The sequence below is a fragment of the Amycolatopsis sp. NPDC026612 genome (genome assembly GCF_040638285.1).
Lineage (GTDB): Bacteria > Actinomycetota > Actinomycetes > Mycobacteriales > Pseudonocardiaceae > Amycolatopsis.
The window spans coordinates 1-25,011 of sequence record NZ_JBEZYB010000063.1 but is presented as its reverse complement, the minus strand read 5'-3'; the positions used below and the strand labels follow the sequence as shown (position 1 = coordinate 25,011).

The following is a 25,011-nucleotide window of genomic DNA, read 5'->3' as shown; positions in this document are numbered from 1 at the left end:
AGCGCTATTTCGACGTCCGCGCCCGGCGCGGATGGGTCCTGGTCGTTTTGGCGCAAATCCACTCGCCGCCACCAGGACGTCCGCTGTTCGGCCAGGAACGTGTTGACCAGCGTGCGCCGCGCGTAGCCGTCCAGGTTGCCGGCGCGGGAGGCCCGCGGCCAAGCCGCCCGCGTGGTCACGTACTCGGTGAATCCGACGTCCATCGGCGTCCCCCCTCTTGTTCGACACCCCTTTGATGCGCCCCCGAGGCCCGAGCGGTGGCCCGGCACGCGCGAGTCGTAGATTCAGCGGGGTGCATGACATCGACACGGTGACCGCGGCGACCATCGAAAAGGCCGCCGAGCGGCTGGCCGGGGTGGTGACCCGGACGCCGCTGGAGCCGAGCGCCCGGCTCTCGTCCCGGGTGGACGCGCAGGTCTGGGTGAAGCGCGAAGATCTGCAGACCGTCCGGTCGTACAAGATCCGCGGCGCTTACAACTTCATCGTCCAGCTTGACGAGGACGTACGCGCGCGCGGTGTCGTCTGCGCCAGCGCCGGCAACCACGCCCAGGGCGTCGCGTACGCGTGCCGGCGGCTCGGCGCCGACGGCCGCGTGTTCGTCCCCGGCACCACGCCGCGGCAGAAGCGCGAACGCATCGCGGCCCTGGGCGGCGCGCACATCGAGGTCATCGTTGTCGGAGAAACGTACGAAGACGCCTTCGCCGCGGCCAACGAGGACGCCCAGCGCACCGGCGCGACCCTGGTCCCCGCGTTCGACGACGTCCGCACCGTCGCCGGCCAGGGCACGGTCGCGCGTGAGGTCGTCGAGCAGCTCGGCTTCGTCCCCGACGTCGTGGTCGTGCCGGTCGGCGGCGGCGGCCTCCTCGCCGGTGTCGGAAGCTGGTTGCGCGAACGGCACCCGGAAGTGCGGATCGTCGGCGTCGAGCCCGCGGGCGCGGCCTGCATGGCGGCGGCGCTGGCCGCCGGGCAGCCGGTGCGGCTGCCCGAGCTTGATTCGTTCGTCGACGGCGCCGCCGTGCGTGAGGCCGGCGCGGTCACCTACCCGCTGATCCGCGAGAGCGGTGCCGAGCTGACCGCGGTCGCCGAGGGCGCGGTGTGCACCGAGATGCTGGCGATGTACCAGTCCGACGGCATCATCGCCGAACCCGCCGGCGCGCTCGCCGCGGCCGCGCTCGGCACGGTCGTCGACGTCGAACCCGGCCAGACCGTCGTCGTCGTGGTCTCCGGCGGCAACAACGACGTCAGCCGCTACAGCGAGATCCTCGAACGGTCGCTGATGCACGAAGGGCTGAAGCACTACTTCCTGGTCGGATTTCCGCAAGAGCCGGGCGCGCTGCGGCGGTTCCTCGAGCAGGTCCTCGGCCCCGAGGACGACATCACCCGCTTCGAGTACGTGAAGCGCACCAACCGCGAGATGGGCCCGGCGCTGGTCGGCGTGGAAATCGCCCGGTCATCGGACCTGCCGGGACTGCTCGCCCGGATGGACGCGAGCCCGCTGCAGGTCGAGCGGATCGCGCCGGGCAGCCCCCTGTTCCACTTCCTGCTCTGAGGGCGTGGTCCACTAAGAGGATGGTGAAGGTCGACGGGGTCCGCAGTGTCGAGGCGTTGCGCGAAAAGGTCCACGAGGGTGCGGAGCCCGAGTACCTGATGTTCTACGGGCACACGCCCTCGAAGTCCGGGCGGGTGACGGCGAGCTGCCTGAGCCAGTGGTGGGTCGACCCGTTCGAGGCCGGCGGCGTGCTCTACCCGACCGCCGAGCACTACATGATGGCCGGCAAGGCCGAGCTGTTCGGCGACCACGAGAAGGCCGAGCTGATCCGGACCACGCCCGACCCGAAGGCGGCCAAGGTGCTCGGCCGCGAGGTCGCCGGCTTCGACGCCGCCACCTGGGAGCGGCACCGGTTCGACATCGTCGTCGACGGGAACCTGGCCAAGTTCGGAGCCCACCGCGACCTGCGCCGGTTCCTGCTCGGCACCGGGGACGCCGTGCTCGTCGAGGCGTCCAAGAAGGACCTCGTCTGGGGCACCGGCCTCGCGCGCGAGGAGAAGAACGCGACCAAACCGGACTACTGGCGCGGGCTGAACCTGCTCGGCTTCGCACTGATGGAGGTCCGCGAGCAGCTGCGGGCCCGCATCTGACTCACGGCGCCGACGTCGTCCGGCCCGTGTCGAAGAAAGTGACCACGGCGTCGGCGCAGCGCAGGGCAGCGACGAACCGCCGGTCGCCCCCGGATCAGCCGCCCGGGCATTCGTTGTCGCCGCCGCTGCGCTCGACGCAGTGGCGCGGCTCCGGTGGCGGCGGCGGAGCGGGGTGGGTCCGGACCCACCGGAGCGCCGCCACCGCGGCGACCAGGACGAGGCCGAGCCCGTAGAACCGAGTCCAGCCCCGGCGCCGCGTGGTCGCCGAAACGACCACGCCCACGACCGGGATGCCCGCGCCGAGCCAGCTCGCCCACGTGAACGTCGAGCTCGCCGCGGCGGGATTGCCGGGTCCCAGCCCGATGCCGAAGGCCGTCAACGCGCCTTGGGCGAACATCAGCGGGACGACGATCAGCCACACCACCGCCCCCACCGCCAGCAGTGCGGACACGGCGACCTCGCGGCACTCACCCATGCGACCACTGTGGCCGAAAAACGACCACGCGGGCCTGAGTAGTCCTACTGCTCGCCGAGAGTCTTCTGCAGGGCCTTGTTCGCCTTGCGGGCCATGTCCGCGACAGCCTCGCGCCGCGCGGTGTCGGCCGCGTAGTCGTCTTCGCGGTTGCGGACGACTCGGGCCGGCGCGCCGACCGCGATCGAGTAGTCCGGAATGTCACCACGGACCACCGCGTGCGCGCCGAGCACGCAGCCGCGGCCGATGCGGGTGCCCTTCAGGACGCTGACCTTGGTGCCGAGCCAGGTGTCCGGGCCGATCCGCACCGGGGACTTCACGATGCCCTGGTCCTTGATCGGCACGTGGATGTCCGAAATGACGTGATCGAAGTCACAGATGTACACCCAGTCGGCGACCAGCGTGGCCGCGCCGAGCTCGATGTCGAGGTAGCAGTTGATCACGTTCTGGCGGCCGAACACGGACTTGTCGCCGATGCGCAACGAGCCCTCGTGGCAGCGGATGGCGTTGCCGTCGCCGATGTGGACCCAGCGGCCGATCTCCAGCCGCCCGTACCCGGGACGGCAGTGGATCTCGACGTCCTTCCCGAGGAAGAGCATCCCCCGCAGGATGATGTGCGGGTTGGCGAGCCGGAACTTGAGCAGCCGGTAGTACCGGACCAGGTACCAGGGCGTGTACGCGCGGTTGCGCAGCACCCAGCGCAGCGAGTCGGCGGTCAGGAACTTCGCCTGCCGCGGATCGCGGCGGGCGCGGCGCCAGGCCCGCACCCGCGACAGCGCAGGCGCACCCCACATCGACGTCATGCCCGTGACCGTAACCTGTGTGCGGGACGGGTTCGCAGGCAAGGGGAGCTGGATGGGCACGAAGCTGATCATCGACACCGACCCGGGCGTCGACGACGCGCTGGCGATCGCGCTGGCGGCATTGTCCCCGGACGTCGACCTGCTGGGTGTGACGTCGGTTTTCGGCAACGTCCCGCTGGAGCGCACCACGTCGAACGCGCGGCGGCTGCTGGAGCTGTTCGGCCGCACCGACGTGCCGGTGGCTGCCGGGGCGGCGCGGCCGCTGGTCTACTCCAAGCCGCGTGACGCGAAAGAGGTCCACGGCGGCGACGGCCTGTCCGGCCACTCCTACACGCTGCCCGAGGCGAGCCGTCCGCTGGAGGAACGGGACGCCGTCCGGCTGATGCTCGACCTGCTCGAAGCGTCCGACGAACCGGTGACCATCGCCCCGATCGGGCCGCTGACGAACATCGCCGCGCTGCTCGCCGCCCACCCGGGGGCGGCGGCGAAGATCGCGCGGCTGGTGATCATGGGTGGCGGGGTGACGTTCGGCAACAGCACGACCGCCGCCGAGTTCAACATCTGGAGCGACCCCGAGGCGGCCCGCCGGGTGCTGGTCGAGGAGGACGTCCCGATCGTGCTGGTGCCGCTGGACCTCACGCACCGCTGCGCCGTCGACGCCGAGTGGCTGGCCAAGCTGGCGGCGTCGGGGGCGGTCGGCGCCACCCTCGAAGGGCTCACCTCGACCTACCGGCAGCACTACACGCGCGTGTTCGGCGAGGACCGGATGGTCATGCACGACGCCGTCGCGGTCGCCGAGGCCATTTCGCCGGGCACCCTGCGCACCGAGACCTACCGGGTCGACGTCGACTGCGGCCTCGGCCCGGCGCGCGGCCAGACGCTGGTCGACCGGCGACGGCTCGGCGAGGACGATCCGCAGTTCACGCCCGGCCGCCCGATCGAGGTCGCGCTGGACACCGACCTCGACGGCCTGCGCGGCTTCGTCCTCGACCGGCTCATCGGGGCCGCGCGGTGAGCGAGGCACCCGAGGTCGTCCCGGACGACACGCCGCAGGTCCGCCGCCGGAAGCCCGTGGTCGTGATCGCGGCGGTGGTCGTCGTCGCGGGCGCCCTGGTGAGCGGCATCCTGCTCGCGCCGAAGCAGCAGGAGACGACGAACGCCGCCGCGACGGTGACGCCGCCCTCGACGGCCAAGCCGTCGGCGCCCAAGCCGCCGACGACGGCTCCGCCCCAGACCTCGGCGCCGCCGAAGGTGCCCGAAGCGAGCGAGTTCGACGCCTGGGCGTCCAAGACCAGCCAGTGGCTCGACGTCCCGCTGCGCGCGATGGTCGGCTACGCGAAGGCGACGACGAAACTGAGCAAGGACGTCCCCGGGTGCCACCTGTCGTGGGTGACGCTGGCCGCGGTCGGAAAAGTGACCACCGACCACGGCCGGGCGCGGGGCGGGCAGCTGGGGACCACCGGCGTGCTGGACAAGCCGCTCGGCACGATCGAGGTGCGCGACTTCTACAACAAGGTCGTCTCGACGGCGAACGCTGCCGGGCCGATGCAGCTGTCCCCGGCGATCTGGGGCAGGTACCAGGCGAGCGCGTCGGGCGCGAAGCCCGATGTCCAGAATATCGACGACGCCGCCCTGACCACGGGCCGCGCCCTGTGCGCCGACGGCCACGACCTGTCGCAGGGCCAGGGGTGGTGGAACTCGGTCGGCACGCTGCAGCCGGCGCCGCTGTTCCTGCACCGGACGCTGGCCACGGTCAACGTCTACGGCACGGTCGGCCAGGGCTCAGCGCCGCCGAACCCGGCGGTGCTGAGCGCGGTGAACTTCGCGATCGACAAGATCGGCCTGCCCTACATCTGGGGCGGCAACGGCACCGGCGGCAACGACCCGGGCTTCGACTGCTCTGGCCTGACGACGGCGGCGTACGGCAGCGCCGGGATCAGGCTGATGCGCACGGCCGACACGCAGTTCCGCAGCGTGCCGCACGTGACCGACCCGCAGCTGGGCGACCTGATCTTCTACGGCGAGCCGGCGACGAAGATCCACCACGTCGGTCTCTACATCGGCAACCAGCAGATGATCGACGCACCCCAGACCGGCCAGGCGGTGCAGGTCCACTCGTACCGCAGGGACGGCGACGACTACGCCGGAGCGGGCCGCCCGACGAGCTAGTGCGCTGACCACGAACGTCGGCCGGCCCGGGTGACACACCGAGCCGGGTCCGCGGCGCGGACCCGGCTGTCGGGGTGGGACGGGCTCGAAGGTCCGGTGCGCCGGGCACCGGCGGCGTTCACCAGTTGCCGACGCCGTGGACGGAGTCTTCGTCGGTTCCCCGTCGTCAGCCGGCGGGGAAGTAGTGGCCGTTGTCCAGATCGGCGAGCAGGCCGGGCTGAGCGGGTTCCCACCCGAGGGTCCGGCGGGTGAGGTGGTTGGACGCCGGGTAGCTCTGCGTGACGATGTTCGCGAGGAAGCCGAAGTAACCCGGCACCATCAGTTCGTCCGCGGGAACGCTCACGGCGGGCAGGCCCAGACGGCTGCCGATGGCCTCGGCGATCTCGCGCAGCGGGATGGCCCCGTCCGCGACCGCGTGCCAGTACCTGCCGGCCGGCGCCTTCTCCAGCGCCAAGCGGAACAACGAGGCGATGTCGCGGACGTGCACGGCGTTCCATACGTTCGCACCGTCTCCGGGGTAGCCGGCGAAGCCCTTTTCCTTCGCGAGGGCGATCAGCTGCACGAGGAAGCCGGCACGGTCGGTCGTGCTGTGCGCGATGTTGGCGAACCGCACGACCGAAGATCGCACTCCCCGCTCGGAGAGGCCGATCACGGTGGTTTCCACGACGTTGCGCACCCGCAGGGTGCCCTTGTGCTCATCGCCGCCGGGAAGGGCCGGGTCGTCCTCGGTGGCCGGCCGGCCCAGGTTCCCCGGCGAGCCGATGCTCCCCGCCACGACCAGCGGCTTTCCGGTTCCCGCCAGCGCCTCGCCGTACGCGAGCATGATCGGGACCTCCGCGGCGGCCACGGCGGCTATCCCCCCGGAGAAAAGCAGGTCCTGCCTCTGCGCGACGTGGACGACACCGTCGGAGTCCGCGGCCGCCTCCTTGAGCCCGTCGAGGTCCTCGAGGTCGCCGCGCAGCACCTTCGCGCCGAGCGCGGACAACGCCGCCGCAGCCGTGTCCGATCGGGCCAGGCCGGTGACCTCGTGCCCGGCGGCGATCAGTTCGGGGACGATGTACGAACCGGAATGGCCGGTCCCGCCAGTGACGAAAACGCGCACGCTACTGCTCCTTGTGAATGGTGTGGCGAGAAATGGTGGTGCGGGTGCACTCAGCCGAGAACGTTGACGCCGAGAGAGAAATTGGTGTGCTTGACGGAGTGGGCGACGAGACCCAGCTGCAGCAGGGCGACGTTCTCCACCGCCCGCGCCATGGCCAGCGGCCCGGTGTCCAGCGGGCGCAGTCCCAGGCTCTCGACGAACGCCGACACACGGGCCTTGGCCTGCGCGTCGTCGCCGGCGATGAACACGTCGATCGTGCGCCCCTCGGCCGGCCCGGCCGCCAGAACGTGGGAGAACAGGGTGTTGAACGCCTTGACGACGTGCGCGCCGGCGGGGGCGGCCTTGGCGATTTCCTGCGCGCCGGAACTGCCCTCGGGGGTGACGAACCCCGTGAAGCCGGGGGTGACGGGGTTGGTGATGTCGATGACGACCTTGCCGCTCAGTGCGTCCCCGTACTCGCTGACCACCGCCGCCGCGCTGCCGTACGGCACGGCGAGGACGACGATGTCCCCGGCCGGCGCGGCGCCGGCTGTCCCCACTGTGGCGCCGCCGAGCGTGGCGGCCAATTCCTTGGCCTTGACCTGGTCGCGGCCGATGATCTCGACGGCGTTGCCGCCGGCGAGTGCCCGGCCGGCCAGAGCGGCGGCCATTTTGCCCAGGCCGATAACGCTGATGTTGCTCATGATGTTTCTGCTTTCCGAAGCGGGATAGGACGCCGTGGACGGCGCAATTCCGATACCGAATTCTCGATCCGAATTCGCTCGGTTCCCCATTGACGATGCCATCGGCCCGAGCGCGTGTCCAAGACCTCTTTCAACCGTGGTGATACCTTGGAGGCATCACCAGGCCGGGAGGCGCCATGGATCTGGACCTGCGCAAACTGCGCTACTTCGTCGCCGTGGCCGACCGGTTGCACTTCGGCCGCGCCGCCGATGAGCTGCACATCGCGCAGCCGGCGCTCAGCCGCCAGATCCGCGCGCTGGAGCAGGATCTCGGCGCCTCGCTGTTCACCAGGAATCGCCACGGCGTGACGCTGACCGACGCGGGCCGGCAACTGCTGACCGACGCCGGTCCGCTGCTGGCCTCCGCGCACGCGGTCCAGCGCCGGGTGACCGTGGCCGCGCGCGGCAGCCGGCGGCTGGTGGTCGGCTTCCGGACCGGCATTCCGGTCATCCCGGCGATGCAGGCGTTCGAGGCCCGGCACCCGGACGTGGTCGTGGACGTGCAGCGGATGGAATGGGACGACCAGGCCGCGATGCTGCTCGACGGCCGCGTCGACGTCGGCTACGTGCGGCTGCCGATCGACGAGGCCGGCCTGCGCGTGACTCCGCTCTTCGCCGAGCCGCTCATGGTGGTGCTGCCCGCAGGACACCGGTTGGCAGGCAAGGATGAGGTCACCGAGGCCGACCTGACCGGTGAGCCGCTGGTCTGGCACGCCGACCCGAGCACGCGGCCCACCCGGCGCCCGTACCCCGACTCCGGACTCCGGGTGCGCGGAGTGGAGGAGACGCTCGAGCACGTCGCGGCCGGCCGGGGCATCTCGTTCGTGGCGCGGTCGGAGACCGTGTTCCACTCGCGTCCGGACATCAGCTACGTACCCATCCCGGAACTCGCGCACGACCAGGTGTGCTTCGCGATGGCGGCATCGCGCACCTCGCCGCTGGCCGACGACTTCTTCACCGCGGCGCTGGCGACGGCCGAGATCACGGCGGAATGCGGGGTCAACGATCCGAGTGCGGCTTTCCTGGACGGCCGCTGAGCCGGGGCCGGAAAGAGCTGGACGGGCGATGCCCGGACTTGTAGGTTGCAGCGGACCGTGACACCGCCCGAGGAGGTGAGACCCATGAACGCTGTATCGACGTGGGTGCTCCCCCTTGCCGTCACGGCCGGCGACTGACGTAGGTGTCGCCGGGAGCGCCTCGACCACCAGGCACTCCCGAAAGGCACCACCGATGGACCTTCCCCAGTTCACCGCCGAGCCGTCGCCGGACGATTCCGGCGGTCTCCCCGTGTTCGACGTGATCATCGCCGGCTGCGGGCCGACCGGCGCGATGCTGGCGGCCGAACTGCGGCTGCACGACGTACGGGTGCTCGTCCTGGAAAAGGAAACCGAGCCCAAGTCGTTCGTCCGCATCGTCGGTCTGCACATCCGCAGCATCGAACTGATGGCCATGCGCGGACTGCTGGATCGCATTCTCGGACACGGAAGACAGCGTCCGGCCGGTGGTTTCTTCGCCGCCATCGGCAAACCCGCGCCCCCGGGCCTGGATTCCGCGCACGCCTACCTGCTGGGCATTCCGCAGCCGGTCATCGAGCGCCTGCTCGAAGAACGGGCGATCGAACTGGGCGCGCACGTCCGGCGCGGTGCCACGGTGACCGGCTTCGCGCAGGACGACGCCGGGGTGACCGTCGAGCTGGCCGGCGGGGAACAGCTGCGTGCGCGCTATCTGGTCGGCTGTGACGGCGCGCGCAGCACGGTGCGCAAACTGCTCGGCGTCGGCTTCCCCGGCGAGCCCTCGCGGACCGAGACGCTGATGGGCGAGATGGAAGCGGGGGCGCCGCAGGAGGAGATCACCGCCAAGGTGACCGAAGTCCAAAAAACCCACAAGCCGTTCTGGCTCAGGCCTTTCGGCGGCGGAGTCTACAGCGTCGTCGTCCCCGCCGAAGGAGTCCGCGATCGCGCGGAACCGCCTACCCTCGAGGATTTCCGACACCGGCTGCGTGCCATCGCCGGCACCGATTTCGGCGTGCACTCCCCGCGCTGGTTGTCCCGCTTCGGGGACGCCACCCGGCTGGTCGAGCACTATCGGGCCGGGCGGGTGCTGCTGGCCGGCGACGCGGCTCACATCCATCCGCCGACCGGCGGACAGGGCCTCAACCTGGGCGTGCAGGACGCGTTCAACCTCGGCTGGAAACTGGCCGCGCAGATCCGCGGCTGGGCGCCCGAACCGCTGCTGGACACCTACCACGCCGAACGTCATCCGATCGCCGAAGGCGTGCTGGACAACACCCGTGCCCAGATGGAACTGCTGTCCCCCGAACCGGGTCCGCAGGCCGTGCGCAGGCTGCTCACCGAACTGATGGACTTCGAGGAAGTGAACCGCTACCTCATCGAGAAGATCACGGCGATCGACATCCGCTACGACTTCGGCGAGGGTCCCGACCTGCTCGGCCGCCGCCTGCGCGACGTCGAGGTGAAACGGGGCCACCTCTACGATCTGCTGCACCGTGGCCGCGGTCTGCTGCTGGACCGCACCGAACGCCTGACCGCCGGCGCCTGGTCCGACCGGGTCGACCACCTCCCGGATTCCACCGCGGCGCTGGATGTTCCGTGCGTCCTGCTCCGCCCCGACGGCCACGTCGCCTGGATCGGCGACGATCAGCGGGATCTGGACGACCACCTTTCCCGCTGGTTCGGCCGGCCCACCGGCTGACGAACCGGCTGACCTTTCCGGGACCGCTAGTGCCGGGAGTCGAGGCGGGCCGCACCCGCGCTGGACTCGCCCCGTGCGCCGGGGCGACGGCGAGCACTTCCCCGTGCTCGTCGTCGCCCGCACCCGCTTCCCCGGACGCTAGCTGGGCTTCGCCCGCGTGAGCGCCGGTTCCCGCTCCCGCAGCGAGGGCGCGAGGAAGAGGATCCCGAAGGTGACCACGACCGCCGACGACAGCGCCCAGTGCAGGCCGACGCGGGCGGCCAGCGCTCCGACCAGTACCGGTTCCACCAGGAATCCCAGGTACCCGCAGGCCGCGACGGCGGCGACCGCCCGGCCCGGCGCGTCCGGCTGCTTCCGGCTCGCCACGCTCCACGCGATCGGCACGATCCCGGCCACGCCGAGCCCGACGACCGCGAAGCCGAGGACCCCCGCGACCGGCCACGGCGCGGCGAGGACCACGGCGAAGCCCCCGACCGCGATCGTGGCCGCCACGCGGACGAACCGCACCGCGCCCGTCCGCGCCACGACGCGGTCGGCCGCCAGGCGGACCGCGATCATCGTTCCGGAGAAGGCGAAGTAGCCGAGCGAGGCGAGCGCGGGCGTCGCGCCGGTGACGTCGGCGAGGTACACCGCGCTCCAGCTGTTGACCGCGCCCTCGGCGACGAACCCGCAGAAGGCGAGCACGCCCAGCGGTACCAGCACCCGGCTCGGCCACGCGAACGCGGCGCCGCCCTGGCCGCGGTCGGCGCCGGGGAGGAACCGGGTGCGCGCGGCCCACAACGCGAGTGCGAGCAGCACCGCGCCGGCGGCCGGGAAGTGCACGGATACCGGGACGTGGGTGGCCTCCATCAGCGCGACGCCCGAGCCCGCGAGGCCGCCGATGTTCCAGAACGCGTGGAACCCCGCGAAGATGGGACGCCCGAAGGCTTCCTCGACGCGGGCGGCGTGCGCGTTCATCGCGACGTCGAGCAGGCTGTTGCCGACGCCGAGCACGACGAGCGCGGCGAAGAACACCGGCGCCGAGCCGGCGAGCGCGACCAGCGGCAGCCCCGCGCACAGACGACCGCGCCCAGCACGACGGCCGCCCGGCTGCCGATCCGGGTGAGCAGCGCGCCCGCACCCAGCAGGGCCAGCACCGACCCGGCGGCGAGGCCGAACAGCCCGGCCGCCAGTTCCCCCGTGCTCAGCCCGAGCCGCTCCTGCACCGCGGGCACCCGGGCCAGCCAGGTCGCGAACGCGGCGCCGCACACCGCGAACACGACGGAAACCCCGAGACGAGCGCGTTTCAACTCCCCAGTCACGCCCGCCACCCTACGGATCATGGACGCCGGCGCGGCGGCCGTCCAGGTCCGCGGAGGCCCTATGGTGGCAGGATGAAGCCACTGAGCCACGACCGGCTGGCCGAAGCCCTCGTCACCGAAGCCGAGCTGTTCGGGACGACGATCGCAGGCGCCGGGCCGGATGTGCGCGTCCCGACGTGTCCTGAGTGGACACTGCGCGAGCTGACCTGCCACGTCGGGCTGGCCTACCACAAGTCCGCCGCGATCATCGCCGGCCGGCCGACGGGGTACGTGCCCTTCGACGCCGTCACGGTCGACGACCCGCCCGGGTTCGAGGCCCTCGGCGACTGGCTGCTCGACGGCGCGGAGCGGCTCGTCGCCGTGGTGGCCGAGGTCGGCCCCGAGACCCCGACGTCGACCTGGAGCCCCGATCGCCGCGCCGGGTTCTGGACGCGGCGGCTGACCCACGAAACGGTCGTGCACCGCGCGGACGCCGCGTTCGCGACGGGCGCACCGTACGACGTCGACGCCGACGTCGCCGCGGACGGGATTTCCGAAGGACTGGACCTGGCGGCCGTTTTCTCGCGCCTCGGGCACCCGGCGCTGGACCGGACGTCGCTGCGGGGCACCGGCGAGACGCTGCTGTTCCACGCCACCGGATCGGGGCTCCGCTGGCTCGTCCGGCGGACACCGTCGGGGGCCGAGGTGAGCCACGAAGCCGCCGAGGCCGACGTGGTCGTCGAGGGCCGCGCCGCCGATCTGCTCCTCGCGCTGACCGAGCGCCTCGCCGCGGACGACCGCCGGCTCACCGTGTCCGGGGACGCGGCCCTGTTCCGCCACTGGCGGGAGAACACGCGCTTCTAACCGTGACGGAGCGGCCTTGACACTCACCGTATAGTCGGTTCCGACTAATAGGGAGCGACTAGTGCCGTCACGCAAGATCCGCAACACCCTCGCGCTGGCCCTGCTCGGCCTGTTGCTGGAACGCCCGATGCACCCGTACGAAATGGCGTCCACGCTGCGCGAGCGCTACAAGGGCTCGACGTTCAAGATCAACCCCGGTTCGCTCTACGACACCGTGGAGTCCCTGGCGAAGCACCGCTGGATCGAGCCCGTCGAGACGGTCCGGGAAGGCAACCGGCCGGAGCGGACCGTCTACGCGCACACCGAACTCGGCCGCCAGGAGTTCGTCGCCTGGCTCGACGAACTGGTCCGCGAGCCGGTCACGGAGTACCCGAAGTTCGTCGCAGCGGTGAGCTACCTCGGTGCGCTCGGCCCGGAGCGCGCCAGAGACGCACTGGAGGAACGCGCCCGCCACCTGGCCGAGCGCATCGACGGCGCGGACGCGGCACTGGCCGAAACCGTCGGCAAGGGTGCGCCGCGGCTGTTCATGATCGAGGTCGAGTTCGTCCGGCACGCCTGGCAGGCGGAGCTCGGCTGGGCGCGTCGCACGGCCGCCGAAATCCGGTCCGGCTCCCTGCCGTGGCCCGACCACTCCTGAGGGGGAAACCCGTGCCCGATCTCGAAACCGACGTCCTCGTCGCCGGCGCCGGCCCGGCCGGCCTGCTGCTCGCCGCGGAACTCGCGCTGGCCGGCGTCCGCACCACGATCGCCGAACGCCTGCCGGAGCGTCCGCCGTATTGCCGCGGCTTCAACCTCAACGCGCGTTCGCTGGACCTGCTGGCCCGCCGCGGCCTGGCCGAAGGGCTGGTCGCCGAGGGGCACCGGGTGCCGCACGCGCCGGTCACCGGCCTGCCCGGACCGCTGCTGCTCGACGGAACGGCGACGGGGCACCCGTTCTCACTGGGCATCCCGCAAACCCGCGTCGAAGAGGTCCTGGAAGCGCGGGCGCGCGAACTCGGCGTCGAAATCCGGCGCGACCACGAGGTGCGATCGTTCACCCGGTCCGCGGACGGCGTCACCGCGCAGATCCACAATGGACAGACCATCCGGGCGCGGTACCTCGTCGGGTGCGACGGTGGGCGCAGCACCGTGCGCAAGCAGGCCGGCATCGGCTTCCCCGGGGTCGACGCGCGCTGGTACGCCCTGCTCGGCGACGTCGAATGCGAGCTGCCGTACGGACCTTCGGCCGGGCCGGACGGGCGCAGCGTGTTCGTCATCCCGCGACCCGGGTACGTCCGGATCGTCGTCCGGGAGGACGATCCGCCGTCGGACAAGAACACGCCCGTCACGCTGGAGCGGTTGCAAGCGCAGGTCGACGCGGTGCTCGGCCGCCACGTCGAGCTGCGCGCGCCCCGCTGGCTCAGCCGGTTCGGCGACGCGGCACGGCTGGCCGAGCGCTACCGCTCCGGCCGCGTCCTGCTCGCGGGCGACGCGGCCCACATCCACCCGCCGGCCGGGGCGATCGGCGTGAACGTCGCCCTCGACGACGCGTTCAACCTGGGCTGGAAGCTCGCCGCCGTGGTCCGCGGAACCGCCCCGGAGGGCCTCCTGGACACCTACCACGACGAGCGGCACGCGGCGGGGGAACGGATCCTGGCCAACACGCGGGCCCAGGTCGCGCTGGAGGAGGCCGGCGCGGAGCCGTGGGCCGACCTGATGCGCCGCGTCGCCGCGCACCCGGCCGGGAACCGGGCGCTGGCGGAGATCATCACCGGACTGGATGCCTGTTATGCGATGGGCGGGCACCCGTGGCTGGGGCGGCTGGCGCCGGACGTACCGGTGACGGTCTCCGGGCGGCCGACGCACTTGGCCGCGTTGCTGCACGCCGGGTGTCCGGTGCTGGTGGACCTGACGGGAGCGTTCGCCGCGTGGTCATCGGCGGTCGAGGTGGTCCACGCCGCCTCTCCGTCCACTTCGGACATCGAGGCGATGTTGCTGCGGCCGGACGGGCACGCGGCCTGGGTGGGCACTCCCGGCTCCGGTGATGCGGGACTGGCGGAGGCGGTGCACCGCTGGATCGGCGACGTCCCGGTCCCGGCGACCGCCTGACCGAAGCCCCCGGTGCGGGCGACCCTGCCGGGAGGGGCGGCCAGGCGAGACAGCCGGGTCAGCTCGGGCGGTCCAGGACCGCCCGCTGCTCCACCCTCCCGTCCAGGGTGACCTTGCTGTGCGGGGTGAACCCGAGCTTTTCCACCACTCGCGCCGACGCCTCGTTCACCGGGTCGTACACCGCCATCAGCCGATCCGCCCAGCCGCACTCGAAGACCTTGTCGCGGACCGCCGTCGCCGCTTCCGTCGCGTAACCGCGGCCCCAGCCGGAGGCGGCGATCCACCAGCCCATCTCCACCGCCGGCCGGCCGAGGCCCGACTCCGTGGCGTCGCGCCGGACCAGGGACACCACTCCGTCGAAGTAACCCGGGGCCGCGGACACCGCGAACCAGCCGAAGCCGTGCGCAGCCCAGTGCGCGAGCGTCGCCCGGTGCTTGCCGAGCGTGTATTCCCGGGTCCACGGCTTGCCCGTGCCGACGTACCGGACCGTCTCGGGAAGCTGGGCCATGGCGAACAGGTCGTCGAAGAACTCTTCGGACCACGCGTGCAGCGTGAGCCGTTCCGTGGTGATCAGCACCGCCACCAGTTTACTGCTGCCCGAGCAACACAGCGATCCCGTCGAGCTGGCGCCGCAACCCGAACTCGAACGCCTCGTCGAGGTCGACGTCCTCGAGGCCCGTCAGCACTTCCGTCAGCACCGGGAAGCGGCCCGAACCGAGGTACTCGGCGAGCAGCGCCATGTCGGCCGCCAGGCGCTGCTCGCCCGTGATGCCCGTGTCCTGCTCCGCCTGCACCTCGAAGGCGTTGCTCACCGCCAGCCCGCCGACCCAGCCGTTGAGCGTCATGATCACCTGCAGCTTCACCCGCCGGTTCAGGCCGCTGCCGGCCAGCGCGCGCAGCGACCAGTCGACCAGCCGCAGGCCGGCCGCCAGCACCGGCGGCCGGACCAGCGACGTGAGCAGGATCGGCGCGAGCCACGGGTGCCTCCGGTACGCCCGCCACTGCGTGCGAGCGGCGAGTTCCAGGCGCGGCCGCCACTCCGCAGGGCCGGGGTCCGGCAGTTCGGCCTCGCCGAGCGCCACGTCGGCCATCAGCCGGAGCAGCTCGTCCTTGTCCGGGACGTGCCGGTACAACGCCATCGGGCCGACCCCCAGCGCGGCCGCCAGCCGCCGCATCGACAGCGCGGCGAGGCCTTCGGCGTCGGCGAGCGCGATCGCCGCGCGCACCAGGGCGCCGCGGCCCAGCGGCGGCCGGGCCGGCGTCCGGTCAGCGACGACCGTGCCGCTGCCCGGCACCGCGCGCACCCAGCCCTGCTCGCCCAGCGCGGCCAGCGCCTTCGCCGCGGTCGCCATCGCGACCCCCCACTCGCGGACCAGCGCCCGGGTCGACGGGACGCGGTCACCGGGCCGCAGCTCGCCCGCGGCGATCCGGCGCCGCAGGTCCGCCGCGATCCGCAGGTAAGGCGCCTCGGCCACCGAACTCCGTACTAGAACACTTGACGACCGGACCTAGAACGGTTTCAGGGTACTCCCCCATTACCGAGCGCAGCGGTTGTCGAGTGCTCCGCCCGCGAAATACGGTTCCGATACACCGTACGAACCAGGGGGAACCATGACGACGACCGAACAACCGGCACCGCAGGTCCGGCGCCCGGCACCGTGGTGGCGCCGCCCGTGGGTGTTCCCGCTGGGCCTGCTCGTCACGGCCTTCCTGGTGTTCTCGCTGCCGCCCTACCTCGGGCTCGACCCCGCGCAGTCGCGGATCCCGGCGCCCACCGGCTGGTACTACCCGGCGCTGGTCACGCACATCGGCTTCGCGACCGTCGCCATGGTCACCTGCACGCTGCAGATCTGGCCGTGGCTGCGGCAGAACCACCCGTCGGTGCACCGCCGCACCGGGCGCGTCTACGTCTTCGCCGGCGCGATCCCGGCGTCGATCGCGGGGTGCACCATCGCGCTCGCGGCGCCGTTCGGGCCGGTCGGGGCCGTGTCGAACGTCCTGCTGGCGGCCCTCTGGTTCGGCTGCACCGTGCAGGGCTACCGGATGGCGCGGGCGCGCCGGTTCGGCGAGCACCGCCGCTGGATGATCCGCAGTTTCGCGCTGTGCATGTCGATCATCAGCAACCGGATCTGGGGCGTGGTCTGGTCGGTCGTGCTGGCGCCGCAGCTGGACACGACCTTCGGCGGCAGTGAACTGGCGCTGGGCCAGCAGATCGCCGGGATCACCACGTGGACCGGCTGGGTGTTCCCGCTGCTGGCCGCCGAGTGGTGGCTGGGTCGTCGTCCCCGCCGCCGCGCCGACGCACCGTCACCGGGGTAGCCCGTTCGGCCTATGGTCTACACCACGGTCACTGGTCTATACCAATGGGGACCGCAATTCCCGCCGCCGCGCTTCGAGTCGTGGAGGTTCCCCATGCGTCTCCGTTCCCTGCTGGCCGCCCTGGCCGGCGCCGCCCTGCTGAGCACCGGGGTCGCCGGCGCTGCGGCCGGCTCGCCGATCCCGGTCGGACCCTACGTCGACATGGGTGCCTGGCCGACGCCCAGCCTGTCGGCGATGTCGGCCGCGAGCGGCGTCAAGGGCTTCACGCTCGCGTTCGTCAACTCCTACGGCTGCAAGGCCAGCTGGTTCGGCGCCTACGACCCGCGCACGGCGTGGCAGAAGGAGGAGATCGCCAAGATCCGCACCGCGGGCGGCGACGTCAAGATCTCCTTCGGCGGCGCGTCCGGCATCGAACTGGCGCAGGCGTGCAGCACGTCCGCGCAGGTCGCGGCCGAGTACGACGCCGTCGTGAAGGCCTACGGCCTGAAGTACGCCGACTTCGACATCGAAGGCGCGGCCGTCGCGGACCCGGCGTCGATCGCGCGCCGCTCCCAGGCCCTGAAGACGCTGCAGAACAACAACCCGGGACTGAAGATTTCGCTGACCCTGCCGGTGTTGCCGGACGGCCTCACCGCCGACGGCCTCAACGTCGTCAAGGCGGCCAAGAACGCCGGGGTGAACCTCGATCTGGTCAACATCATGGCGATGGACTACTACCAGGGCGCCGGCGACCAGGGCGCGAAGGCGATCTCGGCGGCCAAGGCCACGCAGGCGCAGCTCAAGTCGCTGTTCGGGCTGAGCGACGCGGCGGCGTGGAAGAAGGTCGGCGTCACCCCGATGATCGGCGTCAACGACTCGCAGAACGAGATCTTCCACCAGAAGGACGCGAAGGCGCTGGTGGCCTTCGCCAAGACCGTCCACCTGGGCATGCTGTCGTTCTGGGAGCAGGGCCGCGACGCCAACGCCTGCACCGGCGCACTCTACAAGTGCACCAACGTGCCGCAGTCGAAGTACGAGTTCGCGAAGATCTTCGCCGGCTACACCGGCTGAGTCACCAAAACGGCCGAGTCACCACCGGGCGGCGTCCGCGAGCAGGGCGTCCCGCACCGCCGCGGGCCCCGCCCGGCACGGCTCGGCTCTGCTCACCACGAACAGCGTGTTGATCGGTGGCTCCGCCGGCTCCAGCAGCGCGACCAGTTCTCCCGACGCCAGCTCGGCCGCGCAGAGGTACCGCGGCAGCACACTGACGCCGAAACCCGCCCGCACGCACGCCCGCACCGCGCGCAGGTCCGGGACGACGACCGCCGGGCCCGCCGGTGGGCGTGCACCCAGGACCGTGCGCCAGTAACGGCGGATGATCGGCAGATCCTCGGCGTAGGCCACCAGCCGCGCCGTCCTGGGGTCGGCGTCGAAGCCGCGGGGGCCGACCAGGACGAACTCCTCGTCGGTCAGCGGGGTCGCCGTGAAGCCGCGGCCGCGAGGGCGGATCGTCGAGACGACCAGGTCGAACCGCCGCTGCGCGAGCCCGGCCAGGAGGTCGTCGGCCAGGCCGAACGTCACGCGCAGCTCGAGACCCGAGGCGACCAAGCCCGCCAACGCGGGCAGGACCCGGAGCGTGGTGAGCTCGGCGGGACCGGCCAGGTGCACCGGCGTCGCGAACGGATCGGGCTGCCGCGCGACGACGTCGGCCAGCGCGTCGAGGTGCGGGGCGACCCTGGCCGCCAGGTCGTCGGCGACCGACGTGGGGGTCACGCCGCGGGCGCGCCGGACGAACAGTTGCCGGCCGAGCTGCTCCTCCAGGGCCCTGACCTGGGCGGTCACCGTCGGCTGGGACAGGCCCAACGACGGTGCCGCACCGGTCAGCGAACCCGCGCGGTGCACCGCCAGGAACGTGCGCAGCAGGTCGAGGTCCAGCTCAGTCCTCGACCAGCTCGATCGAGTCCACCACGTTCGGGTAGAACGCGACGTGGTCCTTGATCGGCGCCACCGCGTCGTACGGCTTCTCGTAGGTCCAGACCGCGTTCTCGCCCTGCACCTCGCCCGCGTCGAGCGAGTAGTAGCCGGCCTCGCCCTTGTACGGGCAGTACGTCTCGTGGTCGGTCCGCTCCAGCACGCTGGAGTCGACGTCCGCCAGCGGGATGTACTGGACGGCCGGGTAGGTGGATTCCTGCAGGGTGAGCGCGTTGCGGCTGTCCGCGATCACGCGGCCACCCGCCTTGACCACCACGCGCGCCTTCGTCGGCTCGACGGTGATCGGGTGGTCCGGGCCCGGCTGCAGAACCTGCTTCGCCATGTCAGCTCCCTAAGAGTCCTGTGTACAGACAGAAGCACACCGGAAGCGGTGGTTATTCCGCGCTCAAGGCAGGTAGTACATCGGGTTCGGCAGCTTGACCGGACGCAGCGCGTAGCCGCCTTCGAGGTCGCTGAACTGGTCACCGAGGTTGAGCACGATCTTCGCGCCGGTCGCCTCGATGTGCGCCCGCGTGCCCGACTTGTACTGGACGGTGGTGCAGGCCAGGCCACACGGCAGGTAGTCCGGCGCCGTCACCTTCGGCTTGAAGAACGCGCCGGCCGGGGCGGGGTACCCCTCGCCGGCCAGGTTCTTCAGCGACTGCGGCCCCTGGAACTCGTTGCGGCCGGTCAGGAAGTAGACCTTGACGCCGCGCTGCGCGGCCCAGTTGGCCAGTTCGAGCACCGGCTTGTTCGCGACGAACGTGCCGTTGTCGATGGCCTGCTGCTGCTTGACCGGGTCGAAGCCGAAGTCGTTGTCGGCCTCCCAGCCGTAGGTGATTTCGGACGTGTCGTCGACGTCCAGCACGACCGCGGGGTTCTTCACCCGGCCCAGCTGCTGCTGCAGAAAGCGCTTCGCGTCGGAGACGATGCGGGTGGTGTCCTTCACGAACCGGCTGGTGTCGGAGTAGTGGTGCTTGCCGGCGGCGTCGAGGTAGTCGCCGTAGTAGGCCTTGACGTCCAGCTTGACCTGGCCGATGTTGGCCGGCTCCTTGGCGCGGGCGGCGGTCGATTCGTCCGAGCCCGCCAGCGCGGTGGCGCCCGAGGCGACGGTGGCGCCGATGGCCGCGGCGGCAGCGAGCTTGACGAGACCTGACCATTTTCCGGACACGGCGACCCTCCAGTGACTACTAGGCGACCCGGGGAACCTACGTCACGGTGATCGGGAGTTCCACCCCTCGAAAGTTTTGCTCACCGTTCGGCGCGGCACAGGAACGCCACGGGTGACCGTCCGATCCGCGTCAGCACCACCGAAGCTTCCGCCGCACCCCGCGGTTTCAGCCGCCGCCGCAGCGCGTCCGGGTCGACGTCGAGGCCCCGCACCAGGATTTCCAGCCGCCCGACGTCGTGTCGCTTGAGGACGGCCTTCAGCGCCTTCTCGGTGTACGGCCCGTGCTCCAGGACGCGGAAGGCCCGCACCCCCGGCGGCCGGGTGTCCCCGGTCAGGTACGCGATGCGTTCGTCCAGCTGCCACAACCCGTGCCGCGCCGCGTAGTGGCGGACCAGGCCGGCTCGCACGACGGCGCCGTCGGGGTCGACGATCCACTGCCCCGGCTCCCGCGCGGGCAGTTCGTCGGGTTCGGCGTCCGTGACCGTCCACTGTGTTCCGTCCGAACGCAGTACGGTCGCCCGGCGGGTGACGCCGGTGCCGAGGCCGCGCCACAGGCAGGATTCGCGCACCTGGCCGTCCAGGGAAACGAGTTCGACTTCGTCGGCCCACGGCGTGAGCGCGAAGTCGAGGCCGGGCGCGCACTTCACGGACAGCGCGCGCCCCGGGTACGCCTCGACCAGCCCGTCCAACGGCGGGGCGAAGTCGGCGGGCTTCCACGCCCGTCGCCCGGCGGAGTCGCGGCGCGCCGGGTCCGCGACGACGACCGCGGAACGGCTCACCGGCCGCAGAGCGTCGGCGCGCACGAGCCCGAACGCGACACCGGCGGCGGTTCCGTTGTGCCGGGCCATCGCCAGCCGCACGGGATCCAGATCGGACCCGAGCGCCCGCCGGGCCACCCGCGCGATTTCGACGAGGTCCGCGCCTGCCGAACACGTGACGTCGTGGACGTCGAGCCCGGCCAGGCGGGCGGCCCGGTGCCGGGCGACCGGCGTGGCACTCGCCTGCTGGAGCGCGTCCGCGGTGAACAGCCAGCCGTCCGAATCCACTTTGGACACGGCTTTGCGGCGCAGCAGCACGGTTTCCAGCACCGCGGCCGCGTGCTCGTCGCCGGCCAGGCGGCGCACCCGGGCCACGGACGCGATGTGGTCGGTCAGCGGCCACGCCGAAACCTCGGCGAGCGCCGCCACGCCCGCGGCCGACCGCAGGTAGGCGACGTCGCCGAGGCTGAACGGATATCCCACTCAGGACGGCCGTTTGGTCCCGGTGATCATGACGTTGTAGAACAGCTCGCGCGGCAGGATCTTGGCCAGCACCTTCTTGTCGACGGCGGACAGCCGCAGCCACAGGTGGTAGGCGAACAGCCTCCAGCGCACAGTGAGCTTTTCCGCGGGCACCGCGGCCTCGAACGTCCGGATCGGCCAGCCGGCCAGGGCCGCGGCGAACTCCTCGGTGACCGCGCGGACGTCCTGGGCGCCGGCCCCGCGGGCCCACGACTCCAGCTCCGACGGGTCGAAGGTGTGGATGTCGACCACGGCTTCCAGCGCGGCGGCGCGCGAGGACTCGTCCAGTTCGGCCTGCGGACGCCGCCAGCCGCTCAGCACCGGCAGCTTCGTCACCCGGGTCGTCAGGAACCAGGTGAACTGGCCGAGCTTGCGGGCGTAGAAGTCGCCGATCTTCGTCGGCTCGCCGGCGAAGACGAACCGGCCGCCCGGCTTGAGCACGCGCAGCACCTCGCGGAACGCCGCCTGGACGTCCGGGATGTGGTGCAGCACCGCGTGCCCGACCACCAGGTCGAAGGTGTTGTCGTCGTACGGGATGCGCTCGGCGTCGGCGACCCGGCCGTCGACGTCGAGGCCGAGCTTCTCGGCGTTGCGCAGCGCGACCTGGACCATGCCGGGCGAGAGGTCGGTGACCGAGCCCTTCTTGGCGACGCCGCCCTGCATCAGGTTCAGCAGGAAGAAGCCGGTGCCGCTGCCCAGTTCCATCGCGTGCTGGTAGGGCTGGCCGTCCTCGCCCGCGACGGCGTGGAACACGTCGGTGGCGTAGGAGATGCAGCGCTCGTCGTACGAGATCGACCACTTCTCGTCGTAGGTGCCGGCTTCCCAGTCGTGGTAGAGCACGTTCGCCAGCTTCGGGTCGGCGTAGGCCGCCTGGACCTCTTCGGCGGTGGCGTGCGGGTTCGGCGCCGGGTCGTTCACGTCGGTCAAGGCGTCATTTCCCTTCGAAAGTGGCCTTGCCGGGCCCGTTTTCGATGAACGACTTCATGCCGTTCTGCTGGTCTTCGGTCGCCCAGAGGGCGGCGAACAGGTGCGATTCGAGCTTGAGCCCGTTCGCCAGGTCGGTGTCGAGGCCGCCGTCGATGGCCGCCTTGGCCGCGCGCAACGCCACGGCGGGGCCGCTCGCGAACTGGGCGGCCCACTTGTGCGCGGCCGCGTAGACGTCGTCGGGCGCGACGACCTGGTCCACGATCCCCAGCTGCAGGGCCTCTTCGGCCTTGACGAACCGTCCGGTGTAGACGATGTCCTTGGTCTTGCTCGGGCCGATCAGCCGGGCCAGGCGCTGGGTGCCGCCCGCGCCGGGGATGACGCCGAGCTGGATCTCGGGCTGGCCGACCTTGACGTTGTCGCCGGCGATCCGGCGGTCCGCGGTCAGGGCCAGCTCGAGGCCGCCGCCGAGGGCGTACCCGGTGATGGCCGCGACGACCGGCTTCGGGATGTTCGCGATGGCCGCGAGGGTGCCGGTGAGGGTCGCGCCGAACTTGGCGATCTCCGGGTAGGTGCGGGTGGCCATCTCCTTGATGTCCGCGCCGCCCGCGAAGGTCTTCTCGCCGCCGTAGAGGATCACCGCGCGGACGTCGTCACGCTCGGCCGCCTCCTTCGCCAGCTCCGCGAGCTCGGCGGTGACCTGGGCGTTCAGGGCATTGACCGGCGGCCGGTCGAGCCGGATCGTGCCGACCCCGTCCTTGACCTCCAGGCTTACGAACTCTCCCACGCCACTCCTCCTCGTTGACGAACGGCCAACGACGGCACTTTCACGTGAAAGTGCCGCTCTTGACACCCTACCGGTCGGTAAGGACAGCCTAGCGACGGCGGGCGAAGAAGCGATCCCCGGAACGCTCGAGCACGAGGTCCTGGTCGAACGTCTTCGAGAGGTTTTCGCTGGTGATGACGTCGTCGACGAGGCCGGAGACGACGGCGTGGCCGTCCCGCAGCAGCAGCGCGTGGGTGAACCCCGGCGGGATCTCCTCGACGTGGTGGGTGACCAGCACGATGGCCGGCGCGTCCGGGTCCATCGCCAGGTCGGACAGCCGCGCGACCAGGTCCTCGCGGCCGCCCAGGTCGAGGCCGGCGGCCGGCTCGTCGAGCAGCAGCAGCTCCGGATCGGTCATCAGCGACCGGGCGATCAGCGCCCGCTTGCGCTCGCCCTCGGACAGGGTGCCGAAGGTGCGGTCCGCCAGGTTCCCGATGCCCATCGCGTCCAGCAGCTCGGTCGCGCGGCTGGTGTCGAGGGTGTCGTACTCCTCACGCCAGCGGCCGAGCACCGCGTAGCCGGCACTGACCACGACGTCCTTGACCAGCTCGTCGCCCGGCACACGCTGGGCGATGGCGGCCGAGGTGAAGCCGATGCGGGGGCGCAGGTCGAAGATGTTGACGCGGCCGATCCGCTCTCCGAGCAGGTCGACCTCGCCGGTGGTCGGGTGCAGTTCGGCCGCGGCGAGGCGGAGCAGGGTGGTCTTGCCCGCGCCGTTCGGCCCGAGCACCACCCAGCGCTCGTCCAGTTCCACGGTCCAGTCGAGGCCGGCGAGGAGGTCGTTGGTCCCCCGGCGGACGCCGACACCGGCCATCCGGACCACGAGGTCGTCAAGTTCGCTGGGCTGGATCGGCTCGCTCACGAAGCCCATTCTGTCTGCCGACGCGCGCGCGTGCGCACCCGCCCGGGCGAGAGGGCGAACGAGCAGGTCGGCGCCTGTCCACGACGTGGAACGGCGCACGGCGGAAGTGTCACCCGCGACAGCGCTGTGGCAGCATTGCGGGCATGTCAGCCGACGCGCCCGCCACCTCGGTCACCCGGGGCTCGTTCTGGCGCCGTCGCACCATCGACCTGCTCCTCGTCGCTTCGGCCGGGTGTACGCGGGCGCGGCTCCACTGATCTCTCGCGTCCGCTGACGCGTGCGGTGCCGCGCTGCCCCGGCGTCCCGATCACTTCGCGTCCGAGGAGCACCCCCGTTGACCACGTCCCTGGTTCGTCCGCCCGTCGAGATCCATCCCCAGCTGACCGACCCGCTGCTGCCCGAGCTGCTGCACCCTGCGCGGCTGCTCTGGACGCCGCGTGAGCTGGCCGACCTGACCACCACCGTCACCACCGAGCTGACCGCGGGCCTGCGCGGCATCCTGCGGTTCGACGAAGACCGCCGCTGGTGGGCCCGGCTGGCGCTGACCGACGGCGTCGAGCTGTGGTTGCTGTCATGGCTGCCCGGCCAGCACACGAAGCCGCACGACCACGGCGGCGCGTCCGGCTCGTTCACCGTCCTGCAGGGCGAACTCGGCGAGGAGTACCGGTACGCCGGCGGCCCGATCCGGCGCCGGACGCACGTCGCCGGCGAGGGCCTCGGCTTCGGCGCCGGCCGTGCGCACCAGGTCACCGGCCTCGGCGACCGGCCCGCGGCGAGCGTCCACGCGTACTCGCCGCCGCTGGTGGCGACCCGCGAGTACGCCTCGCTCGCCGACGTCCCGCCGGAAATCCCGCCCCTGCCCGCTATCGTCCGGTCATGAGCGCGATCGATTCGTTCCTGGAGAAGGCCCGGGCCGGCCTGGACCGGGTGACGCCCGTCCGGGCCCGCGAACTGCAGGAGGCGGGGGCGCTGGTGGTCGACATCCGGCCGCTGGCGAACCGCCTCGCCGAGGGCGAGATCCCCGGCGCGGTGATCGTCGAGCGGATCCACCTGGAGTGGCGGCTGGCGCCGGACAGCGAGTGGCGGCTGCCGTCGGTGAGCGCGGGCTCGACGGTGATCGTGGTGTGCAACGAGGGCTATTCGTCGAGCCTCGCGGCGGCCGACCTGCAGCGGCTGGGCCTGCCCGGCGCCACCGACCTCGACGGCGGGTTCCGCGCCTGGGCTGCCGCCGGCCTGCCCGGGGCGGGCCGCGGGCGCGCCCCCCGGGGCTTTCAGGCCCCCGGGTTGACGCGCGCCGAGGGGGGCCGCAGGGTTTTTGGGCCGCCCCG

At 71.8% G+C, this 25,011-nt stretch carries 27 protein-coding genes and 1 pseudogene; 13 read left to right on the top strand and 15 right to left on the bottom strand.

Annotation, left to right across the window (positions count from 1 at the left end; translation table 11 throughout):
* The first annotated feature begins 292 nt into the window (after window positions 1–292).
* Both ilvA and AB0F15_RS35145 read left to right on the top strand, forming a co-directional pair.
* Complete coding sequence (gene ilvA, locus AB0F15_RS35150; protein WP_360280101.1) at window positions 293–1,549, top strand: threonine ammonia-lyase IlvA; 1,257 nt, start codon at window positions 293–295, stop codon at window positions 1,547–1,549.
* Between the two features lie 20 nt (window positions 1,550–1,569).
* On the top strand, window positions 1,570–2,139 hold the full coding sequence (locus AB0F15_RS35145) for an NADAR family protein (RefSeq protein WP_360280098.1): 570 nt from the start codon (window positions 1,570–1,572) through the stop codon (window positions 2,137–2,139).
* Between the two features lie 94 nt (window positions 2,140–2,233).
* Here the strand turns inward: AB0F15_RS35145 and AB0F15_RS35140 are convergent, their stop codons facing one another.
* A complete protein-coding gene (locus AB0F15_RS35140; RefSeq protein WP_360280096.1) occupies window positions 2,234–2,614 on the bottom strand; it encodes a hypothetical protein in 381 nt (126 codons plus the stop codon).
* Between the two features lie 44 nt (window positions 2,615–2,658).
* Window positions 2,659–3,414: an acyltransferase gene (locus tag AB0F15_RS35135; RefSeq protein ID WP_360280093.1), complete on the bottom strand. Its 756-nt coding sequence runs from the start codon at window positions 3,412–3,414 to the stop codon at window positions 2,659–2,661.
* Between the two features lie 52 nt (window positions 3,415–3,466).
* Between AB0F15_RS35135 and AB0F15_RS35130 the strand changes: the two genes are divergently transcribed.
* On the top strand, window positions 3,467–4,429 hold the full coding sequence (locus AB0F15_RS35130) for a nucleoside hydrolase (protein ID WP_360280090.1): 963 nt from the start codon (window positions 3,467–3,469) through the stop codon (window positions 4,427–4,429).
* 56 nt (window positions 4,430–4,485) lie between these two features.
* Complete coding sequence (locus tag AB0F15_RS35125) at window positions 4,486–5,583, top strand: C40 family peptidase (protein WP_360280163.1); 1,098 nt, start codon at window positions 4,486–4,488, stop codon at window positions 5,581–5,583.
* A 166-nt stretch (window positions 5,584–5,749) separates the two neighbouring features.
* On the opposite strand, the gene AB0F15_RS35120 is transcribed toward AB0F15_RS35125, so the two are convergent.
* Window positions 5,750–6,685, bottom strand: a complete 936-nt coding sequence (locus tag AB0F15_RS35120) for an SDR family oxidoreductase (RefSeq protein ID WP_360280088.1) — start codon at window positions 6,683–6,685, stop codon at window positions 5,750–5,752.
* Between the two features lie 50 nt (window positions 6,686–6,735).
* Window positions 6,736–7,368: an NAD(P)-binding domain-containing protein gene (locus tag AB0F15_RS35115; protein WP_360280085.1), complete on the bottom strand. Its 633-nt coding sequence runs from the start codon at window positions 7,366–7,368 to the stop codon at window positions 6,736–6,738.
* A 176-nt stretch (window positions 7,369–7,544) separates the two neighbouring features.
* Here AB0F15_RS35115 and AB0F15_RS35110 point away from each other — a divergent pair, with 176 nt between their 5' ends.
* Window positions 7,545–8,444, top strand: a complete 900-nt coding sequence (locus AB0F15_RS35110; RefSeq protein WP_360280082.1) for a LysR substrate-binding domain-containing protein — start codon at window positions 7,545–7,547, stop codon at window positions 8,442–8,444.
* A gap of 193 nt (window positions 8,445–8,637) precedes the next feature.
* The gene (gene rox, locus AB0F15_RS35105) at window positions 8,638–10,119 is read left to right on the top strand and encodes a rifampin monooxygenase (RefSeq protein WP_360280079.1); all 1,482 of its coding nucleotides are present in this window, start codon (window positions 8,638–8,640) and stop codon (window positions 10,117–10,119) included.
* A 138-nt stretch (window positions 10,120–10,257) separates the two neighbouring features.
* Here the strand turns inward: rox and AB0F15_RS35100 are convergent, their stop codons facing one another.
* Together AB0F15_RS35100 and AB0F15_RS35095 are read right to left on the bottom strand one after the other, a co-directional pair.
* Entirely contained in the window at window positions 10,258–11,133 is an 876-nt protein-coding gene (locus tag AB0F15_RS35100; protein ID WP_360280076.1) for an MFS transporter, read from the bottom strand.
* On the bottom strand, window positions 11,073–11,420 hold the full coding sequence (locus tag AB0F15_RS35095; protein WP_360280073.1) for a hypothetical protein: 348 nt from the start codon (window positions 11,418–11,420) through the stop codon (window positions 11,073–11,075). The genes AB0F15_RS35100 and AB0F15_RS35095 overlap by 61 nt, the downstream gene beginning before the upstream one ends.
* Before the next feature lie 72 nt (window positions 11,421–11,492).
* Here AB0F15_RS35095 and AB0F15_RS35090 point away from each other — a divergent pair, with 72 nt between their 5' ends.
* The 3 genes from AB0F15_RS35090 (at window position 11,493) to AB0F15_RS35080 (ending at window position 14,351) form a co-directional block, all read left to right on the top strand.
* Window positions 11,493–12,263 (top strand): maleylpyruvate isomerase family mycothiol-dependent enzyme, encoded by a 771-nt coding sequence (locus AB0F15_RS35090; RefSeq protein ID WP_360280070.1) that lies wholly within the window; start codon window positions 11,493–11,495, stop codon window positions 12,261–12,263.
* 61 nt (window positions 12,264–12,324) lie between these two features.
* On the top strand, window positions 12,325–12,900 hold the full coding sequence (locus AB0F15_RS35085) for a PadR family transcriptional regulator (protein WP_360280067.1): 576 nt from the start codon (window positions 12,325–12,327) through the stop codon (window positions 12,898–12,900).
* A gap of 11 nt (window positions 12,901–12,911) precedes the next feature.
* Complete coding sequence (locus tag AB0F15_RS35080) at window positions 12,912–14,351, top strand: FAD-dependent monooxygenase (RefSeq protein ID WP_360280064.1); 1,440 nt, start codon at window positions 12,912–12,914, stop codon at window positions 14,349–14,351.
* 58 nt (window positions 14,352–14,409) lie between these two features.
* Here AB0F15_RS35080 and AB0F15_RS35075 read toward each other — a convergent pair whose 3' ends face one another.
* Window positions 14,410–14,928, bottom strand: coding sequence for a GNAT family N-acetyltransferase (locus AB0F15_RS35075; protein WP_360280061.1), 519 nt, complete (start codon window positions 14,926–14,928; stop codon window positions 14,410–14,412).
* A 10-nt stretch (window positions 14,929–14,938) separates the two neighbouring features.
* On the bottom strand, window positions 14,939–15,826 hold the full coding sequence (locus AB0F15_RS35070) for a TetR/AcrR family transcriptional regulator C-terminal domain-containing protein (protein WP_360280058.1): 888 nt from the start codon (window positions 15,824–15,826) through the stop codon (window positions 14,939–14,941).
* Window positions 15,827–15,962: 136 nt separating this feature from the next.
* Here AB0F15_RS35070 and AB0F15_RS35065 point away from each other — a divergent pair, with 136 nt between their 5' ends.
* Window positions 15,963–16,670, top strand: coding sequence for a DUF2306 domain-containing protein (locus AB0F15_RS35065; RefSeq protein ID WP_360280055.1), 708 nt, complete (start codon window positions 15,963–15,965; stop codon window positions 16,668–16,670).
* Window positions 16,671–16,763: 93 nt separating this feature from the next.
* On the top strand, window positions 16,764–17,720 hold the full coding sequence (locus AB0F15_RS35060; protein WP_360280053.1) for a chitinase: 957 nt from the start codon (window positions 16,764–16,766) through the stop codon (window positions 17,718–17,720).
* Between the two features lie 18 nt (window positions 17,721–17,738).
* On the opposite strand, the gene AB0F15_RS35055 is transcribed toward AB0F15_RS35060, so the two are convergent.
* From AB0F15_RS35055 to AB0F15_RS35025, 7 genes are all read right to left on the bottom strand, one after another.
* A complete protein-coding gene (locus tag AB0F15_RS35055) occupies window positions 17,739–18,569 on the bottom strand; it encodes a LysR family transcriptional regulator (protein WP_360280160.1) in 831 nt (276 codons plus the stop codon).
* Between the two features lie 16 nt (window positions 18,570–18,585).
* Entirely contained in the window at window positions 18,586–18,963 is a 378-nt protein-coding gene (locus AB0F15_RS35050) for a DUF427 domain-containing protein (protein ID WP_360280050.1), read from the bottom strand.
* A 63-nt stretch (window positions 18,964–19,026) separates the two neighbouring features.
* The gene (locus tag AB0F15_RS35045; RefSeq protein ID WP_360280047.1) at window positions 19,027–19,791 is read right to left on the bottom strand and encodes an HAD family acid phosphatase; all 765 of its coding nucleotides are present in this window, start codon (window positions 19,789–19,791) and stop codon (window positions 19,027–19,029) included.
* Window positions 19,792–19,871: 80 nt separating this feature from the next.
* The gene (locus AB0F15_RS35040; protein WP_360280044.1) at window positions 19,872–21,032 is read right to left on the bottom strand and encodes a class I SAM-dependent methyltransferase; all 1,161 of its coding nucleotides are present in this window, start codon (window positions 21,030–21,032) and stop codon (window positions 19,872–19,874) included.
* The gene (locus AB0F15_RS35035; RefSeq protein ID WP_360280041.1) at window positions 21,033–21,998 is read right to left on the bottom strand and encodes a class I SAM-dependent methyltransferase; all 966 of its coding nucleotides are present in this window, start codon (window positions 21,996–21,998) and stop codon (window positions 21,033–21,035) included.
* A gap of 4 nt (window positions 21,999–22,002) precedes the next feature.
* Window positions 22,003–22,782, bottom strand: a complete 780-nt coding sequence (locus tag AB0F15_RS35030) for an enoyl-CoA hydratase/isomerase family protein (RefSeq protein ID WP_360280038.1) — start codon at window positions 22,780–22,782, stop codon at window positions 22,003–22,005.
* Window positions 22,783–22,870: 88 nt separating this feature from the next.
* The gene (locus AB0F15_RS35025) at window positions 22,871–23,692 is read right to left on the bottom strand and encodes an ABC transporter ATP-binding protein (RefSeq protein ID WP_360280036.1); all 822 of its coding nucleotides are present in this window, start codon (window positions 23,690–23,692) and stop codon (window positions 22,871–22,873) included.
* A gap of 325 nt (window positions 23,693–24,017) precedes the next feature.
* On the opposite strand from AB0F15_RS35025, the gene AB0F15_RS35020 reads away from it, so the two are divergent.
* Together AB0F15_RS35020 and AB0F15_RS35015 are read left to right on the top strand one after the other, a co-directional pair.
* Complete coding sequence (locus AB0F15_RS35020) at window positions 24,018–24,563, top strand: cysteine dioxygenase family protein (protein ID WP_360280034.1); 546 nt, start codon at window positions 24,018–24,020, stop codon at window positions 24,561–24,563.
* Window positions 24,560–24,922, top strand: a pseudogene (locus AB0F15_RS35015) (rhodanese-like domain-containing protein); the annotation flags it as partial. The gene AB0F15_RS35020 and the pseudogene AB0F15_RS35015, both read left to right, overlap by 4 nt.
* Window positions 24,923–25,011 lie beyond the last annotated feature (89 nt).